This window comes from Pseudomonas sp. A014, from assembly GCF_052378495.1.
GTDB classification, from domain to species: Bacteria; Pseudomonadota; Gammaproteobacteria; order Pseudomonadales; family Pseudomonadaceae; genus Aquipseudomonas; species Aquipseudomonas machongensis.
In genome coordinates this window covers 912,599-929,874 of record NZ_CP199001.1, presented here as the reverse complement: position 1 = coordinate 929,874, position 17,276 = coordinate 912,599, and the positions used below count along the sequence as shown (strand labels likewise).

18 protein-coding genes and 1 tRNA gene are annotated in these 17,276 nt (G+C 63.8%); 12 read left to right on the top strand and 7 right to left on the bottom strand.

Translation table 11 applies throughout. From position 1 onward, the window contains the following. Positions 1 to 22 precede the first annotated feature (22 nt). From murI to hemA, 5 genes are read right to left on the bottom strand one after another with little or no spacing between them, the layout of a single operon-like run. Positions 23 to 823, bottom strand: coding sequence for a glutamate racemase (gene murI / locus ACTYOL_RS04415; protein WP_054894607.1), 801 nt, complete (start codon positions 821 to 823; stop codon positions 23 to 25). Continuing rightward, positions 816 to 1,571 (bottom strand): molybdopterin-synthase adenylyltransferase MoeB, encoded by a 756-nt coding sequence (locus ACTYOL_RS04410; protein ID WP_054894608.1) that lies wholly within the window; start codon positions 1,569 to 1,571, stop codon positions 816 to 818. Before ACTYOL_RS04410 ends, murI begins: the two co-directional genes overlap by 8 nt. After that, a complete protein-coding gene (gene prmC, locus ACTYOL_RS04405; RefSeq protein ID WP_444757587.1) occupies positions 1,565 to 2,395 on the bottom strand; it encodes a peptide chain release factor N(5)-glutamine methyltransferase in 831 nt (276 codons plus the stop codon). Before prmC ends, ACTYOL_RS04410 begins: the two co-directional genes overlap by 7 nt. Beyond that, positions 2,395 to 3,477 (bottom strand): peptide chain release factor 1, encoded by a 1,083-nt coding sequence (gene prfA / locus ACTYOL_RS04400; protein WP_054894610.1) that lies wholly within the window; start codon positions 3,475 to 3,477, stop codon positions 2,395 to 2,397. Before prfA ends, prmC begins: the two co-directional genes overlap by 1 nt. Beyond that, positions 3,474 to 4,751, bottom strand: a complete 1,278-nt coding sequence (gene hemA / locus ACTYOL_RS04395; protein WP_063542909.1) for a glutamyl-tRNA reductase — start codon at positions 4,749 to 4,751, stop codon at positions 3,474 to 3,476. The genes prfA and hemA overlap by 4 nt, the downstream gene beginning before the upstream one ends. A gap of 271 nt (positions 4,752 to 5,022) precedes the next feature. Here hemA and ACTYOL_RS04390 point away from each other — a divergent pair, with 271 nt between their 5' ends. From ACTYOL_RS04390 to ACTYOL_RS04345, 10 genes are all read left to right on the top strand, one after another. Continuing rightward, a complete protein-coding gene (locus tag ACTYOL_RS04390) occupies positions 5,023 to 6,750 on the top strand; it encodes a tetratricopeptide repeat protein (protein ID WP_444757586.1) in 1,728 nt (575 codons plus the stop codon). Between the two features lie 3 nt (positions 6,751 to 6,753). Continuing rightward, positions 6,754 to 7,371, top strand: coding sequence for a lipoprotein insertase outer membrane protein LolB (lolB, locus tag ACTYOL_RS04385; RefSeq protein WP_151926536.1), 618 nt, complete (start codon positions 6,754 to 6,756; stop codon positions 7,369 to 7,371). Positions 7,372 to 7,375: 4 nt separating this feature from the next. Beyond that, complete coding sequence (gene ispE / locus ACTYOL_RS04380; RefSeq protein ID WP_153772584.1) at positions 7,376 to 8,236, top strand: 4-(cytidine 5'-diphospho)-2-C-methyl-D-erythritol kinase; 861 nt, start codon at positions 7,376 to 7,378, stop codon at positions 8,234 to 8,236. A 20-nt stretch (positions 8,237 to 8,256) separates the two neighbouring features. Further along, positions 8,257 to 8,331: transfer RNA gene (locus tag ACTYOL_RS04375), tRNA-Gln, on the top strand. Positions 8,332 to 8,378: 47 nt separating this feature from the next. Beyond that, positions 8,379 to 9,320 carry a ribose-phosphate pyrophosphokinase gene (locus tag ACTYOL_RS04370; RefSeq protein ID WP_029614333.1) on the top strand — a complete coding sequence of 314 codons (942 nt, stop codon included), beginning with the start codon at positions 8,379 to 8,381 and terminating at the stop codon, positions 9,318 to 9,320. Positions 9,321 to 9,441: 121 nt separating this feature from the next. Continuing rightward, positions 9,442 to 10,041 (top strand): 50S ribosomal protein L25/general stress protein Ctc, encoded by a 600-nt coding sequence (locus tag ACTYOL_RS04365; protein WP_054894615.1) that lies wholly within the window; start codon positions 9,442 to 9,444, stop codon positions 10,039 to 10,041. Between the two features lie 80 nt (positions 10,042 to 10,121). Continuing rightward, the gene (gene pth / locus ACTYOL_RS04360; protein WP_054894616.1) at positions 10,122 to 10,706 is read left to right on the top strand and encodes an aminoacyl-tRNA hydrolase; all 585 of its coding nucleotides are present in this window, start codon (positions 10,122 to 10,124) and stop codon (positions 10,704 to 10,706) included. 22 nt (positions 10,707 to 10,728) lie between these two features. Continuing rightward, a complete protein-coding gene (ychF, locus tag ACTYOL_RS04355) occupies positions 10,729 to 11,829 on the top strand; it encodes a redox-regulated ATPase YchF (RefSeq protein ID WP_444757585.1) in 1,101 nt (366 codons plus the stop codon). Between the two features lie 237 nt (positions 11,830 to 12,066). Then, positions 12,067 to 12,786, top strand: a complete 720-nt coding sequence (locus tag ACTYOL_RS04350; RefSeq protein ID WP_444757584.1) for a putative quinol monooxygenase — start codon at positions 12,067 to 12,069, stop codon at positions 12,784 to 12,786. A 27-nt stretch (positions 12,787 to 12,813) separates the two neighbouring features. Further along, positions 12,814 to 13,281 (top strand): DoxX family protein, encoded by a 468-nt coding sequence (locus tag ACTYOL_RS04345; RefSeq protein WP_444757583.1) that lies wholly within the window; start codon positions 12,814 to 12,816, stop codon positions 13,279 to 13,281. 16 nt (positions 13,282 to 13,297) lie between these two features. Here ACTYOL_RS04345 and ACTYOL_RS04340 read toward each other — a convergent pair whose 3' ends face one another. Beyond that, positions 13,298 to 14,224 (bottom strand): LysR family transcriptional regulator, encoded by a 927-nt coding sequence (locus ACTYOL_RS04340; protein WP_153772617.1) that lies wholly within the window; start codon positions 14,222 to 14,224, stop codon positions 13,298 to 13,300. 147 nt (positions 14,225 to 14,371) lie between these two features. Between ACTYOL_RS04340 and ACTYOL_RS04335 the strand changes: the two genes are divergently transcribed. Both ACTYOL_RS04335 and ACTYOL_RS04330 read left to right on the top strand, forming a co-directional pair. Further along, positions 14,372 to 15,994 (top strand): FAD-dependent oxidoreductase, encoded by a 1,623-nt coding sequence (locus ACTYOL_RS04335; protein WP_200602680.1) that lies wholly within the window; start codon positions 14,372 to 14,374, stop codon positions 15,992 to 15,994. Then, positions 15,991 to 16,317 carry a 4Fe-4S dicluster domain-containing protein gene (locus ACTYOL_RS04330; RefSeq protein ID WP_197892567.1) on the top strand — a complete coding sequence of 109 codons (327 nt, stop codon included), beginning with the start codon at positions 15,991 to 15,993 and terminating at the stop codon, positions 16,315 to 16,317. Before ACTYOL_RS04335 ends, ACTYOL_RS04330 begins: the two co-directional genes overlap by 4 nt. 17 nt (positions 16,318 to 16,334) lie before the next feature. Here ACTYOL_RS04330 and ACTYOL_RS04325 read toward each other — a convergent pair whose 3' ends face one another. Continuing rightward, entirely contained in the window at positions 16,335 to 17,213 is an 879-nt protein-coding gene (locus tag ACTYOL_RS04325) for an SDR family NAD(P)-dependent oxidoreductase (protein ID WP_444757582.1), read from the bottom strand. Positions 17,214 to 17,276: the final 63 nt, after the last annotated feature.

Sequence of the window (17,276 nt, the reverse complement as noted above, 5' to 3'; positions counted from 1 at the left end):
CGGGGGAAATTTCACATTTTTTTTACAAGTCGAACGCACTGACCTGTTCGACCGAGGCGCCCCACAGAAGCGGGAGGATCTTGTGCAAGTGCTGCGTGTCGCCACTGCTGCAGAATTCGGCCTCACGCGCAGGCCCGTCGGCCAGCAGGTCGCGGGCCAGCAACAGGCGTTGCAACTGACGCGCCACGGCAGCACCGGTATCGATGATCGCCACCTCGGCCGGCACCATGTCGGCCAGCAGCGGGCGCAGGAAGGGATAGTGCGTGCAGCCGAGGATCAGCGTGTCGCAGCCGGCAGCCAGCAGCGGCTGCACGTAGCCGAGCAACATCTGGCGTAGCAGTGGACTGTTCAGGTCACCGGCCTCGATCAGCTCGACCAGCCCAGGGCATGGCTGGGTGACCACCTGCACATCGTTGGCAAAGCGGTCGAGCAAGGCGGCAAATTTTGCACTCTGCAAAGTGCCGGTGGTAGCCAGGACGCCGACCACACCGGAGCGTGTCGCCGCAGCGGCCGGCTTGACCGCAGGCTCCATACCCACCAGCGGCCAATCGGGGTAGCGTTCGCGCAAGTCGGCCACGGCCGCCACGGTCGCGGTATTGCACGCCAGGACCATGGCCTTGGCACCGCGTGCGTGGAAGAACTCGGCGATGCGCCGGCAGCGCTCACGGATGTAGTCGGGGGATTTCTCGCCATAGGGTACGTGGCCGCAATCGGCGACGTAGAGCAGCGACTCGTGGGGCAGCAAGCGCCGAATCTCGGCAAGCACCGACAAGCCACCGACCCCCGAATCCATCACGCCCACCGGCGCCGAGCGATCAGCCATGGCGATCGCCGCACACCGTGCAGGCCGGGTCTCGCTTGACCCGCAGCTCGCGCATGCGCGTGCCGAGGGCATCGATCAGCAACAAGCGGCCCACCAGGGGCTCGCCGAACCCGGCCAGCAGCTTCAGTGCTTCCAAGGCCTGCAAGCTGCCCACCAGCCCCACCAGCGGACCGATCACGCCGGCTTCGCTGCAGGTCAGCTCGGCCTCGCTGCCATGGCCATAAAGGCAGTGATAGCAAGGGCTGTAGTCGCGCCGGGGGTCGAACACCGACAACTGCCCCTCCAGGCGAATGGCCGCGCCGCTCACCAACGGCTTGCCAGCAGCCACGCATGCGGCGTTGACCGACTCGCGAGTGGCGAAGTTGTCGGAGCAGTCCAGCACCAGGTCCACCGCCGCCACCGCCGCAGCCAGCGAGTCGTCGTCCAGGGCATGGCGATGGGCGACCAGGGTGACCTCCGGATTGATCGCCTGCAGACGCTGCAACGCCGAGTCGACCTTGGTCATGCCGACGCTGTCGCTGTCATGGAGGACCTGGCGTTGCAGGTTGGTCAGGTCGACCGTGTCGAAGTCGGCCAGGTGCAACTCGCCCACGCCAGCAGCCGCCAGGTAGAGCGCGACGGGCGACCCCAGGCCACCGAGCCCGACCACCAGGGCCTTGCTCTGCTTGAGCCGCAACTGGCCGTCGATATCCACCTGCGACAGCAGGATCTGCCGGCTGTAGCGCAACAGTTCCTGGTCACTCAGCATGGCAGGCGCCCCAGGGAAATACGCTCATGCCCACCCAGGTCGCGGCGGCTGTCCACCTCGATGAAACCGCTACCAATCAACAGGTCACGCACTGCGCCAGCCTGGTCGTAGCCATGCTCGAGCAACAACCAGCCGCCGGGCAACAGGTGCTGCGGCGCCTGGGCGATGATCAGGCGCAGATCGTCAAGGCCATCGGGGCCGGCCACCAGCGCACTGCTGGGCTCGAAACGCACATCGCCCTCGCTCAAGTGCGGATCTTCGGCGGCAATGTAGGGCGGGTTGCTGAGGATCAGGTCGAAACGCTCGTCGGCCAGGGCGTCGAACCAGTGACTACTGCGCACCTGAACATTCATCAGGTGCAGGCGCGCGCGGTTGCGCTCGGCCAGGGCCACGGCCTCGTCGATGCGATCGACTGCCGTCACCTGCCAGGCCGGGCACTCGCTCGCCAGGGCCAGGGCGATGGCGCCGCTGCCGGTGCCAAGGTCAAGCACCCGGGCAGGTTTGGCAGGCACCCGTTCGAGCGCGGTTTCCACCAGCAACTCGGTGTCTGGTCGAGGAATCAGGGTGTGCGGCGCGACTTCAAGGTCAAGCTTCCAGAAGCCCTGCTGACCGAGAATGTACGCCACCGGCTCACCTGCGCGACGGCGTTCGAGAAAGGCCGCGAAGGCCTGCGCCGCCTCGCTGCTGACGATACGCTCGGGCCAGGTGTGCAGGTAGCTGCGCGACTTGCCCAAGGCAGCGGACAGCAACAACTCGGCGTCCAGGCGCTCGGTGGGCGAATCGGGCAATTGCGCATTGCGCAGCAGGCTGGCGATGATGGTCATCAGTCCCCCAGGGCGGCCAGTTGATCGGCCTGGTATTCGGCCAGCAAGGGTTCGATCACCGCATCCACGCCACCAGCGAGTACATCGTCGAGGGAGTAGAGCGTCAGGTTGATGCGATGGTCGGTGACCCGACCCTGCGGGTAGTTGTAGGTGCGGATGCGCTCGGAGCGGTCGCCCGAGCCCACCAACAGCTTGCGCTCGCTGGCAATCGCATTCTGCGCGGCGCTGGTCTGCATGTCGTTGAGCTTGGCCGACAGCCACGACATGGCGCGGGCGCGGTTCTTGTGCTGGGAACGTTCTTCCTGGCACTCGACGACGATGCCGGTCGGCAAGTGGGTGATGCGGATCGCCGAATCGGTCTTGTTCACATGCTGACCACCCGCACCCGAGGCGCGATAAGTGTCGACGCGCAGGTCGGCCGGATTGATCTCGATCGCGGCCTGCTCGTCAGGCTCGGCCAGCACCGCCACCGTGCAGGCGGACGTGTGGATACGGCCTTGCGATTCGGTTTCCGGCACGCGCTGCACCCGGTGCGCCCCGGACTCGAACTTGAGTTTGCCGTATACGCTGTCGCCCTCGACGCGGGCGATGATTTCCTTGTAGCCGCCGTGTTCACCCTCGTTCTCGGAGAGAATCTCCAGGCGCCAGCCACGTTTCTCGGCGTAGCGCGAGTACATGCGGAACAGATCGCCGGAAAAGATCGCAGCCTCGTCGCCGCCGGTGCCGGCACGGATCTCGAGAAACACGTTGCGCCCGTCGTTGGGGTCCTTGGGCAGCAGCATGCGCTGAAGCTGCGACTCCAGGACGACGAGTTGCTCCTTGGCTTCGCGCACTTCCTCCACGGCCATCTCACGCAGGTCCGGGTCGCTGTCCTTGAGCAGCGCCTGGGCGCCCTCCAGATCCTCCTGGACCTTGCACCACTCCTTATAGGCGACGAACACCGGCTCGACTTCGGCATATTCACGGGAATAGGCGCGGAAACGGGTCTGGTCGGAAATGACTTCGGCATCACCCAGCAGGGCGGTGAGTTCTTCGAAGCGGTCCTGGAGGATGTCCAGTTTTTTCAGCAGCGACGCTTTCATTGCGTGGGTTTGTCCGTCGAGCCCTCGTGGAGGGCAAAGAGTTCCTGGGCCATGGCCAGCGCATCGACGCGGCCTTCGGCAGAGAGCTTTTTAAGTTGCACGCTGGGCGCGTGCAACAGCTTGTTGGTCAGGCCGCGCGCCAGCTGGGCGAGTACTTCTTCGGGGTTACCGCCGTTGGCCAGCAGGCGCTGGGCTTTTTGCAGTTCCTCATCGCGCAACCGCTCGCTCTGCTGGCGGTAGGCCTTGAGCACGTCCACCGCAGCCAGCTCGCGCAGGCGCGCCATGAAATCATCGGCACCGAGATTGACCAGCTCTTCGGCGGCCTGTGCTGCACCCTGGCGGCTCTTGAGGTTTTCGGCGACGACTTCGTGCAGGTCGTCGACCGTATAAAGATAGACGTCGTCCAGCTCGCCCACCTGCGGTTCGATGTCCCGCGGCACAGCGATGTCGACCATGAAGATCGGCTTGTGCCGGCGCTGCTTCAGCGCGCTCTCGACCGCGCCCTTGCCGAGAATCGGCAACTGGCTGGCGGTGGAACTGATGACGATGTCACTGTTGGCCAGTTCCTGCGGGATGTCCGCCAACAGCACGGCATGGGCACCGAACTGCTCGGCGAGGATGCTGGCGCGTTCGAGCGTGCGGTTGGCGACGACGATCCGCTTGACCCCCTGCTCATGCAAGTGGCGGGCGACCAGGGTGATGGTTTCGCCGGCACCGATCAGCAGGGCCTGGCTGCGGCCCAGGTCGGCGAAGATCTGCTTGGCCAGGCTGACGGCGGCGAAGGCGACCGAGACCGGGTTCTCACCGATGGCGGTGTCAGTGCGCACCTGCTTGGCGGCACTGAAGGTGGCCTGGAACAGACGCCCGAGCAACGGGCCGATGGTGCCGGCCTCACGGGCCACTGCGTAGGCCGACTTCATCTGGCCGAGGATCTGGGGCTCGCCCAGCACCAGCGAGTCGAGCCCGGAGGCGACACGCATCATGTGTTTGACCGCATCGTGCTCTTCGTGAACGTAGGCACTGGCACGCAGCTCGTCGAGGCTCAGGCGGTGGTAGGCGGCCAGCCATTGCAGCACGGCGTCGGCGCTGAGCTGGTCCTGCTCTATATAGAGCTCACTGCGGTTGCAGGTCGACAGGATCGCCGCCTCGCGGCTGGCGGTCAGTCGGCAGAGCTGCTGCAGGGCATCGACCAGCTGCTCGGGCGTAAACGCCACGCGCTCGCGTACGTCTACCGAGGCAGTCTTGTGGTTGATACCGAGGGCGAGAAAGGCCATGCAAGGTCGCTGGTTGGGACGGGAAGCCGATAATTGTCCTACTTCGCAGGATTCAGGACAACCACCGTTCGCTATTGTCGTGATGAGCCTGGGCTATCGTGAGGCCTGCAGGCATGGCCCGAACCCGGCCAGGCATCTGCCGCAAACACTTGTGACAGTCGGCCTGGCCCCGAACATCACGCGCTCAGCGCGGTCACACACTTCGCGGGTGGGTTTGCCCCCGCGCTTGTGTCATCATGCTCCGACCGCCGGTTAGTCCACCAAAGCCTCTATGAACAGACCCTACGCATTGCTGCTTGCCTTCGCCCTGCTCCAGGGCTGCCAGAGCCTGATCCCGCACAAGAGCGAGGATCAGCAAGCTGTTGCCGAAGCCGACAAGCCCGAGGCGAAAACCCCTGTGGTGTATGGATCGTTCAAACAGGACACGCTCTACAGCCTGCTGGTGGCTGAACTTGCCGGCCAGCGCAACCGCTTCGACATTGCCCTGGCCAACTATGTCGACCAGGCACAGAAAACCCAGGACCCGGCCGTCTCCGAGCGTGCCTACCGCATCGCCGAGTACCTCGGGGCCGATGAACCGGCCCTCGACACCGCGCTGATCTGGGCCCGCAACGACCCGCAGAACCTCGACGCCCAGCGCGCCGCGGCGATCCAGCTGGCCCGCTCCGGCCGCTACGACGACGCCATGGCCTACATGGAGAAAGTGCTCCAGGGCCAGGGCGATACCCACTTCGACTTCCTCGCCCTGTCTGCCGCCGAAACCGACCAGAGCACCCGCGACGGGCTGATGCAAAGCTTCGACCGCCTGCTGGTCAAGTACCCGGACAACAGCCAACTGGTCTTCGGCAAGGCCCTGCTGCTCAACCAGGACGGCAAGACCGAACAGGCACTCGAACTGCTCGAAAGCCATCCGCCACGCAATGGCGAAATCGCGCCGATCCTGCTGCGCGCGCGCCTGCTCCAGGCCCTGGACCGTGGCGGCGAAGCCCTGCCACTGGTGCGCGGGGCGATTCGCGACAATCCGGACGACAAGCGCCTGCGCATCACGTATGCCCGCACGCTGGTCGAACAGGACCGCATCACCGACGCCAAGGCCGAGTTCGAAAGCCTGCTGCAACAGTACCCGGATGACGACGAACTGCGTTATTCGCTGGCGCTGGTGAGCATGGAGAACAAGAACTGGGACGAGGCCGAAGGCTACCTGCAGGAGATGGTCGAGCGCGACAGCAACGTCGACGCCGCGCACCTGAACCTCGGGCGCATTCGCGAAGAACGCGGCCTCCCGGCAGCGGCCCTGCGCGAATACGCGCTGGTCGGCCCAGGCCCGGACTACCTGGCCGCGCAATTGCGCCAAGCCGATATCCTGATCGCCAACGGCCGCAGCGCCGAGGCCTCGCGCCACCTGGCCGAAGCCCGCGAAGCACAGCCCGACTATGCGATCCAGCTCTACCTCATCGAGGCCGAAACCCTGGGCAACAATGGCAAGGAAGCCCAGGCCGACCAGGTACTGCAGCAGGCCATCAAGCGCTACCCCGACGATCTCAACCTGCTCTACACCCGCGCCATGCTCGCTGAAAAGCGCGACGACCTGCCGCAGATGGAAAAAGACCTGCGCGCCATCATCGCCCGCGAACCGGAAAACGCGATGGCCCTCAACGCCCTGGGCTACACCCTGGCCGACCGCACCACACGCTATGGCGAAGCAAAAGCACTGATCGACAAAGCCCACCAGCTCACCCCGGACGATCCAGCAGTGCTCGACAGCCTGGGCTGGGTCAATTATCGCCTGGGCAACCTGGACGAGGCCGAGCGCCTGTTGCGCCAGGCGCTGGAGCGCTTCCCCGACCATGAAGTCGCCGCCCACCTCGGCGAGGTGCTGTGGGCCAACGGCAAGCGCCGCGAAGCGCGCCAGGTCTGGGCCAAGGCCTTCGCCGAACAACCCGACAGCCCTATCCTGCGCAAGACCGTCCTGCGCCTGACCGGATCCGAGAACCTTTAAATCATGCGTTTGCGTCATCTCATCACCTTCGCCCTGATCGCCCTGCTCACCGGCTGCGCCGGTTTCGGCACCCGTGAAGCCGTCCAAGGCAAGGGCAGCCCGCAACAGTGGCGCGAGCACAAGCAACAGCTGAGCACCCTCGACGGCTGGCAGATCAACGGCAAGGTCGGCATCCGCGCCCCGCGTGACTCGGGCAGCGGCACGCTGTTCTGGCTGCAGCGCCAGGACTACTACGACATTCGCCTGGCTGGGCCCCTGGGTCGCGGCGCCGCACGCCTGACCGGCCGCCCCGGCGGCGTGGTGCTGGAAGTGGCCAATCAGGGCCGTTACGAGGCAGCGACCCCCGAAGCCCTGCTCGAAGAGCAGCTCGGTTGGCGCCTGCCGGTATCGCATCTGGTCTGGTGGGTGCGCGGTCTTCCGGCCCCGGACAGCAAGAGCCAACTGACCCTCGACGGCGACAGCCGCCTGGCCCGCCTCACCCAGGACGGCTGGGAAGTCGAATACCTGAGCTACATCGAACAGAACGGCTACTGGCTGCCCGAGCGCCTGAAGCTGCACGGCGAAAACCTCGACGTCACCCTGGTGGTCAAGGACTGGCAACCCCGCCAGCTGGGACACTGATCCGATGCAAAGGCTCACCCTGCCCGCCCCGGCCAAGCTCAACCTGTGGCTGCACATTACCGGCCGACGCGACGACGGCTATCACGAGCTGGAAACCGTGTTTCAGTTCCTCGACCACGCCGACCAGCTGAGCTTCGAGCTGCGTGACGATGGCCTGATCCGCCTGAACACCGAGATCGCCGATGTCCCCCACGACAGCAACCTGATCGTGCGCGCAGCGCGCAAGCTGCAGGAACAGTCCGGCGCACAGCTGGGTGTCGACATCTGGCTCGACAAGGTCCTGCCCATGGGCGGCGGTATCGGTGGCGGCAGTTCCGATGCGGCCACTACCCTGCTCGCCCTGGATCATCTGTGGCAGCTCGACTGGCCGGTCGACCGCCTGGCTGCGCTGGGGCTGACACTGGGGGCCGATGTGCCGGTGTTCGTACGTGGTCATGCCGCCTTCGCCCAAGGCGTGGGCGAACAGCTGACCCCGGTCGATCCGGAAGAACCCTGGTATGTCGTGCTGGTGCCGCAAGTGTCTGTCAGCACAGCGGAAATTTTTTCGCATCCAGAGTTGACACGTGATTCCCTCCCCCTTAAGATGCGCCCCGTTCCCGAGGGAAACAGTCGAAATGACTGCCAACCGGTGGTAGAGCAACGTTATCCAGAAGTTCGCAATGCGCTGAATTCGCTGGGTAAATTTACGGAAGCTCGAATGACCGGCACTGGAAGTTGCGTGTTTGGGGCCTTCCCAAGCAAAGCCGAAGCTGATAGAGTTCTGGCCCTTCTTTCAGAGACCCAAGCAGGGTTTGTGGCAAAAGGAAGCAATGTTTCGATGTTGCATCGCAAGCTGCAAAGTCTGATCAAGAAGTCGAGCGCATAAGCGTTCGCAGCAACAGATACAGGGGCGTCGCCAAGCGGTAAGGCAGCAGGTTTTGATCCTGCCATGCGTTGGTTCGAATCCAGCCGCCCCTGCCATTTTCCTTATACTCATCCAGGTTACCCTCAGCCTTCAGGTACTGCGCGTGTCCAAGATGATGGTCTTCACGGGGAATGCCAACCCCGATCTGGCTCGGCGTGTCGTACGTCAGCTGCATATCCCACTGGGTGATGTTTCTGTCGGTAAATTCTCCGACGGCGAAATCAGCACTGAGATTAATGAAAACGTCCGCGGTAAAGACGTCTTTATCATTCAGCCGACCTGCGCTCCGACCAACGATAATCTGATGGAACTGGTAGTGATGGCCGACGCCTTCCGCCGCTCCTCAGCTTCCCGAATCACCGCCGTGATTCCTTACTTCGGATACGCCCGCCAGGACCGCCGTCCGCGTTCGGCACGTGTAGCCATCAGCGCCAAAGTCGTCGCTGACATGCTCACTGTCGTGGGTATCGACCGTGTTCTCACCGTCGACCTGCACGCTGACCAGATCCAGGGTTTCTTCGATATTCCTGTCGACAACATCTACGGTTCGCCCGTACTGGTCGACGATATCGAAGACCAGCGTTTCGATAATCTCATGATCGTCTCCCCCGACATCGGTGGTGTGGTGCGTGCACGCGCCGTCGCCAAGTCGCTGGGTGTCGACCTGGGTATCATCGACAAACGCCGCGAGAAAGCGAACCACTCCGAGGTGATGCATATCATCGGCGACGTCGAAGGGCGCACCTGCATCCTGGTAGACGACATGGTCGACACCGCCGGCACCCTGTGCCACGCGGCCAAGGCCCTGAAAGACCACGGCGCTGCCAAGGTCTACGCCTATTGCACTCACCCGGTTCTGTCGGGTCGTGCGATCGAGAACATCGAGAAGTCGGTGCTCGACGAGCTGGTGGTGACCAACACCATCCCGCTGTCCGCCGCTGCTCAAGCCTGTGACCGTATCCGCCAACTGGATATAGCACCGGTAGTCGCTGAAGCGGTCCGCCGCATCAGCAACGAAGAATCGATCAGCGCGATGTTCCGCTAAGCGGAACGCACGCTGACGAAAAGCGCCCCGCCCCGGCATCGATGTCGGGGCGGGGCTTTTTTGCCATCCCCGTCCGGCGCTGGTCGCAAACGCCCTCGGGGGGCTATTTTGGAGAAACAAAATGACTGATTTCACCCTGAACGCCCAAGCGCGTACTGACCTGGGGAAAGGTGCGAGCCGCCGCCTGCGTCACTCGCTGAACATCCCTGCCGTTGTCTACGGTGGTAACAAGGACGCCGAGTCCCTGACCATCCTGGCCAAGGAAATCACCAAGCTGTTCGAAAACGAAGCTGCCTTCAGCCACGTTCTGGAACTGAACGTCGACGGCAAGAAGCAGAACGTCATCGTCAAGGCCCTGCAGCGCCACCCGGCCAAAGGCTTCATCATGCACGCCGACTTCGTTCGCGTCGTTGCTGGCCAGAAGCTGACCGCCAAGGTTCCGGTTCACTTCGTTGGTGAAGAAGCCCCGGTCAAGAAAGGCGGCGAGATCTCCCACGTAGAATCCGAGATCGAAGTTTCCTGCGAAGCCAAGGACCTGCCTGAGTTCATCGAAGTCGACCTGTCCAAGGCCGAAATCGGCACCATCATCCACCTGTCGGACCTGAAAGCTCCGAAAGGCGTAGAGTTCGTCGCTCTGGCCCACGGTGATGACAAAGCCGTTGCCAACGTTCACGCTCCACGCGTGTCCGCTGAAGCTGCTGAAGAAGGCGCTGCCGAGTAATCCACTCGCACGCCGGCGTTGATCGGGTTACAGTGCCGCGCGCACCGTAACCCACCAACTCCAAGGAAAGAGCCCCTGACGTGACCGCCATCCAGTTGATCGTCGGCCTGGGTAACCCCGGCCCCGAATACGAACAGACCCGGCATAACGCAGGGGCTCTTTTCGTTGAACGCATTGCCAGCGCCCAGCGCGTTTCGCTGTCCGCTGACAAAAAGTATTTTGGCCTGACGGCTAAGTTCAGCCATCAGGGCAACGATGTTCGCCTGCTGATTCCCACCACCTACATGAACCGCAGCGGCCAGTCCGTGGCGGCATTGGCCAATTTCTTCCGTATCAAGCCGGAAGCGATCCTGGTGGCACATGACGAACTCGACCTGCCTCCCGGCGTCGCCAAGCTCAAGCGTGGCGGCGGGCATGGCGGGCATAACGGCCTGCGCGACATCATCGCGCAGCTCGGTAACCAGAACGACTTCCACCGCCTGCGGCTTGGCATTGGCCACCCGGGCGACGCCAAACTGGTCTCCAACTTCGTCCTGGGCCGCGCGCCGCGCGCCGAGCAGGAGAAGCTCGACGCCAGCATCGATTTTGCCCTCGGCGTGCTGCCGGACGTGCTGGCCGGCGACTTCGCCAAGGCCATGCGCGAACTGCACAGCCAGAAGGCCTGACTTTCTAGAAAGGGGAATTCCCATGGGTTTCAATTGCGGCATCGTCGGCCTGCCCAACGTCGGCAAGTCCACCCTGTTCAACGCCCTGACCAAATCCGGTATCGCGGCGGAGAACTTCCCCTTCTGCACCATCGAGCCGAACAGCGGCATCGTGCCAATGCCCGACGCACGCCTGGCGGCGCTGGCCGAGATCGTCAAGCCGAACCGCATCCTGCCGACCACCATGGAGTTCGTCGACATCGCGGGCCTGGTCGCCGGCGCCTCCAAGGGTGAAGGCCTGGGCAACAAGTTCCTCGCCAACATCCGCGAGACCGACGCCATCGCCCACGTGGTGCGCTGCTTCGAAGACGAGAACGTGATCCACGTCTCCAACAGCGTCGACCCCAAGCGCGACATCGAGATCATCGACCTCGAACTGATCTTCGCCGACCTCGACAGCTGCGAGAAGCAACTGCAGAAGGTCGCTCGCAACGCCAAGGGCGGCGACAAGGAAGCCCTGGCGCAAAAGGCCATTCTGGAAAAGCTGATCCCGCACTTCACCGAAGGCAAGCCAGCGCGCAGCCTGATGAAGAACATGGCTGAGGACGAAAAGGCTGCGATCCGTGGCTTCCACCTGCTGACCAGCAAGCCGGTCATGTACATCGCCAACGTTGCCGAGGACGGCTTCGACAACAACCCGCACCTGGACGTGGTCAAGGCCATCGCCGAGGAAGAAGGCGCGGTCGTGGTGCCGGTGTGCAACAAGATCGAAGCGGAGATTGCCGAGCTGGAAGACGGTGAGGAGAAGGACATGTTCCTCGAGGCCCTGGGCCTTGAAGAGCCTGGCCTGAACCGCGTGATCCGCGCCGGCTACGAGCTGCTCAACCTGCAGACCTACTTCACCGCCGGTGTACAGGAAGTCCGCGCCTGGACCGTCCGCGTTGGCGCCACCGCCCCGCAAGCGGCCGGTGTCATCCACACCGACTTCGAGAAGGGCTTCATCCGCGCCGAAGTGGTCGCCTATGACGACTTCATCCAGTTCAAGGGTGAAAGCGGAGCCAAGGAAGCCGGCAAGTGGCGCCTGGAAGGCAAGGACTACATCGTCAAGGACGGCGATGTGATGCACTTCCGCTTCAACGTCTGATCGCGCTGCAGGAGCATTCGGTACGCCGTCTCACTCCGAGCCAATAAAAAACCGCGCCCTTGCGCGGTTTTTTATTGGCTGTGCAAGCCTTAATAGTCAACGGGTGCCGGCTGACTGAACATCATGGCCACTGTTAATGCAACTGGAATTGACAAGTCCAATCCAACCTCTTTATCCCGCCCACATCAACCACCATCATCGACATACGGTGTGCCCCACGGCCTCAAGGACCCGCTCATGTCGATAACAAAAACCCTCAGCCCTGCCCTGCTTGCCATGTCGCTGGTCACGGCAAAGCCCGCTTCGGCAAGCGACACCGCGACTCAGCCCGTCACCTCGCCTCTGCAACTGTTCGTGACCCTGCCGGTCAAGCCCGACCACCTCGAACGCTTCCTGGCCACCATGCACAAGGAAGTGGCCGGTGCGCGCTCCGAAGCGGGCAACGTCGCGTTCGATGTCTACGAAGACGCGCAGCATCCCAGCCGCCTGTACCTGTTCGAGCATTGGCACACTGCCGAGTCGTTGGCCTCGCATACCAAGCAGCCTTACTACAAGGCGATCCGCGCCCAGGAGGCCGATGACCTGGGCGGCACGGTCGAGGAACGCAAACTGCGGGAGCTCTCCCCCGCCGCGCCTGCACGGTCTAAGGCCCCCACCCAGTACAGCGTGTTGAGCACACTGCATCTGGCGCCAGGCAAGTTCGAACAACTCGCCATCCAGTTCGCGGCTCAAGCTGGGGCGATTCGCAGCGCCCAGGGCAATCTGGGGCTGGCGCTCTATCAGGATGAGGAAAAGCCCGATGAGCTGCTGCTGATCGAACGCTGGAGCGACCGCACCGCCCATGACGCCAGCGCCTCTTCGCCGGCCGCTCGACGGCTCCTGGCCTCGCTGAACGAGGTGACTGACACGCAGGTGCTGCAATTGCGCCTGATCGACCGCTCCACTGCCGACCATTGACGCAAGCAACGCTGCGAGGGCCCGAACATGACCAGCATTCCCCGCGACACCCCGTCATCCGCCCGCAATTTTCAGGCACGCCTGGAGCCGGTGTTCTACGCCCTGCTGCGCGGTGTACTGGGCATCGTCATGTTCACCCACGGGCTGCCCAAACTGCTGGGTGACTCACATGGCTCGATGGCCGATCCGATGGCCAGCTCGACCCACCTCATCGGCAACGTGATGGGCCTGCCGTTCGCTGCCGAACTGGCGTTTCTGGTGATGCTGCTGGAAACCGTCGGCGCGCTGATGCTCGTCGTCGGCGTGCTGACCCGGCCCGTTGCCCTGGCCATGGCCGCGGAGATGGTCGGGATCAGCTACGCCCTCGGTCCGACCTGGCCGTGGGTGGACCGGGGCATCGAATACCCGGTCATTCTCGGCAGCCTGGCGTTGTACATGGCCATCCGGGGCGGCGGACGCTTTGCCTTGGACCACAAGTTGTGGCACGGGCGCTAAGTGCAACGCGGCCCGTTCAGGCAACGCTCGCCCCCCCACCTGGCGCCTGGTCCACCGCCTGCAACAACTCGATGAACGCCTCGGCCTGGGGCGACAGCACATGACGGCGCAGGCTCACCACGCCGTCACGAATCTGCAGGGCTTCAAGGTCCGGTGAGATGTCCACCGGCTTGAGCTGATGCAATCTAGCCCCCTCCTCTGCCGCCAGACTCAGTTGCAGCTGTGATGCACAGCCGATGGCATCGGACTGCAGGACGATATCCAGCAACGGCCGCCCGTTCTCGCACTCCACCGCCGGCAGGTAATCACGACGCCCCGAGTACTGCAGCACGAGGCTGCGCACACCGAAGGAGCACACCATCGGGAAGACGAGCAGTTGCTCGCGGGTAACACCTTCCTGGGTTGCCAGTGGATGGTCGTGACGGCAGAAAAAGCACCAGCTGCGCGGCTGCAACTGACGGATGCGGTAGTTGGGGTCGAGCTCGAAGCTTTGCGAACTGGCGATGAAAAACTCGATTTCTTCGGCCATCAAGCGCCTGTTGAGGTTTTCACGGGTATCGACGACGAAATGCGCGTTGACCTGCGGTTGCAAGGCGATGAAGCGCGCCAGCGTGCGCGGCACCAGGCCGGCAGCCGGTGCCGGAGCGCAGCCGAAGTACAGCATGTCGCGATCAGCGCTGTTGAGACGGCTGATCTTCTCACCGAGCTCTTGCGCCTTGCCGAGGATGTCCAGTGCATACGACAGCAGCAGTTGCCCCTGTGCTGTCGGCGGCAATCCCTTTTGCTCGCGCTCTAACAGCTTGCAGCCGGCCTGATGCTCGAGGGCCTGGATGCTGCGGCTGAAGGCCGGCTGCGAGAGGCTCACGGCCTGTGCCGCGAGGGAAAAACTCCGGTGATTCATCAAGGCAACGAAATGCCGGAGATTCCTCAGCTCGTAATGCATTTGATGCATGACCTCTTTTGCAAAAAGCAATTGTGTATGCGGGTGGGGGATCTTAGTCTTAAAGAACCAAAACAAACAAATATTTATATTTTAATAACTTTCTGGAATATTAACTGCCGTTACTCCGGATACAGCAGGACAGCCACCATGAGTATTGCGAAAGAAGACACTTCAGCAACTGAACGCGAATACAGCGCCGATGTGCTGGTCATCGGTGGCGGCCCAGCCGGCGCGTGGGCGGCGATCGGCGCTGCCGCCAAGGGCGCCAAGGTCATCCTGGTCGACAAAGGCTATTGCGGCGCCTCCGGGGCTACCGCGCCCTCCGGCACTGCCGTGTGGTGTGTGGCGCCGGAGGCCGAAGCCCGCAAGGTCGCCAAAGCCAGCCGCTATGCCATGGGCGGCGAGCTGGCCGAGCCGCAGTGGATGGATCGCGTCCTGGAGCAGACCTGGCGCAATCTGGAGTTGCTCGCCGAATGGGGCTATCCGTTCCCGGTGGACGAACAGGGCCGCCAGCGTTGGGTATCGCTGCAGGGCCCCGAGTACATGCGCCTGATGCGCAAGCGGGTCAAGCAGGCGGGTGGGCGCATTCTCGATCACAGCCCGGCGCTGGAACTGCTGGTCGATGAGCACGGCCAGGTCAGCGGCGCCACCGGCATCAGCCGGCAGAAGCAGCAGCGCTGGAGCGTGCGTGCCGGGGCAGTAGTGCTGGCCACCGGCGGCGTGGCTTTTCTCAGCAAGGCGCTGGGCTGCAATGTGCTGACGGGCGACGGCCACCTGATGGCTGCCGAAGCAGGCGCGGAGTTTTCCGGGATGGAGTTCTCCAATGCCTACGGCCTGGGGCCAGCCTTCGCCTCGGTGACCAAGTCGGCGCTGTACTCATGGGCCACGTTCTACCATGCCGATGGCCGTGAGATCGAAGGGGCAGGCTCGGCGCGAGGTCGCGGCGTGATCGCCAAGACCTTGATGAACGAGCCGGTGTTCGCCTGCATCGACCGAGCCGATGCCTCTACCCGCCAATGGATGCGCTCGGCGCAACCGAACTTCTTCCTGCCCTTCCAACGCATGGGGCTCGATCCGTTCAGCGATCGCTTCCCCGTGACCTTGCGCCTGGAAGGCACCGTGCGCGGCACCGGCGGCCTGCGTATCTGCAACGACCAGTGCGCCACCTCGGTACCCGGGCTGTATGCCGCTGGCGATGCTGCAACTCGCGAACTCATCTGCGGCGCCTTCACCGGCGGCGGCAGCCGTAACGCCGCCTGGGCGCTGTCCTCCGGGCTATGGGCCGGGGCCGGGGCCGCCGAATTCGCCCGCGACCAGCGCAGCAGCGCCATGCGCCGCCTGCTACAGTCCGGTACGGTCGGGCTGCGAGGGCAAGGCAAGCATGCCTTCGACCCGGAAGCGACGATCCGCGCCGTCCAGGCCGAAGTCTTCCCGTACGAACGCAACTGGTTCCGCCAGGGCGAGCGACTCGACGCTTCGCTTGGCCGCCTCGACCCCCTGTGGCAGCAGCTGCGCCAGGCCGCGCCCGCCAGCCCCGAACACCTGCTGCGCGCCCGTGAAGCGGCCGCCCTGCTCGCCACCTCACGCTGGATGTACCGCAGCGCTTTGGCACGCACCGAAAGCCGGGGCATGCACCGGCGCGACGATCATCCCCGGCTCGACCCCGGGCAGCGTCACCGCCTCATCAGCGGCGGCCTCGACGAGGTCTGGACCGCACGCGAAACACTCGGCCCCGCCGACCACAGCCTGCTGCCGGAGAAAGCCGCATGATCGAACTGATCAGTGCCGACCGCTGCACCGGTTGCAACATCTGCGTGCTGGTGTGCCCGACCGACGTGTTCGAGGCGGTGTCCGGCCAGGCACCGCTGATCGCACGACAATCCGAGTGCCAGACCTGCTTCATGTGCGAGGTCTACTGCCCGGAAGATGCGCTGTTCGTCTCGCCACTGGCCGATGAACAGGCCGCAGTGGACGAACAGCAACTGACCGCACAGGGCTTGCTCGGCGGTTACCGCGAAGCACTCGGCTGGGGCAAGGGACGTCACTCGACCGCTGCCCTCGACGAAAGCTACCAGTTCATCAAAGGCATCTAGAGGCTGTCGCCGCGGGATCACCTGCGCCGTTTCAGGCCGTCCATGCCGGCGGGCAACTGGGCATCGGGGAAGTGCGTCGAGAGCGTCGTCTCGCGCCACTGCTCCAGTTCTTCGGCACGCGCACGCTCGTCGAGCCCATAAACGTACAACGCATCGCCACCGAGCAGCAGGCGCAGCGGCAGGTCGTCGCGGCGCGACAACTGCACGATCAGTTCGGCGATCTTCTGCGGGTCCCCCACTTCGTTGCCACCGTAGCCCGCCAGCAGGCGCAGCACATGGCCGACGGTCACATCGTAGTCTTCCAGCATGCCCTCGACCGGACGCTTGGCCTCGCTCGCCCAGTCGGTGCGCATGCCACCGGGCTCGAGGGTGCAGACCTGTATGCCCAGCGGCGTGACTTCCTTGGCCACCACATCGCTGAAACCGCCCACCGCCCACTTGGCCGCCTGGTAGGCCGAAAGGCCGGGCGTCGAGGTGCGCCCCCCCACTGAAGACACCTGAAAGATATGGCCGCTACGCTGCTTGCGCATCACCGGCAGAACTGCACGCGTCAGGTTGACGACACCGAACAGGTTGGTCTCGACCTGCGCACGAAAGTCATCCGCAGCCATCTGCTCGAACGGCGCGGTATGGCCATAACCCGCATTGTTGACCAGTACATCGAGGCGGCCAAAGGCATCGAGCGCAAGCTGCACCGCGTTCTGCGCGGCCTGCTCGTCGGTGACGTCCAGGGCAACGACCCGGACCTGCTGCTCGCCGTACTGCGCCACCAGATCGTCCAGGCGCCGTGGGTCACGGGCGCCAGCGACCAGAACATCGCCGTTGCGCAGTACTGCTTCACTGATGGAACGACCCAGGCCACGAGCCGCACCGGTTACAAGCCAGACTTTGGACATGATTCGACTCCTTCGTCGATGATATGAGTGATTAATCACTCATTTAAAGAGCATAAAAAAACC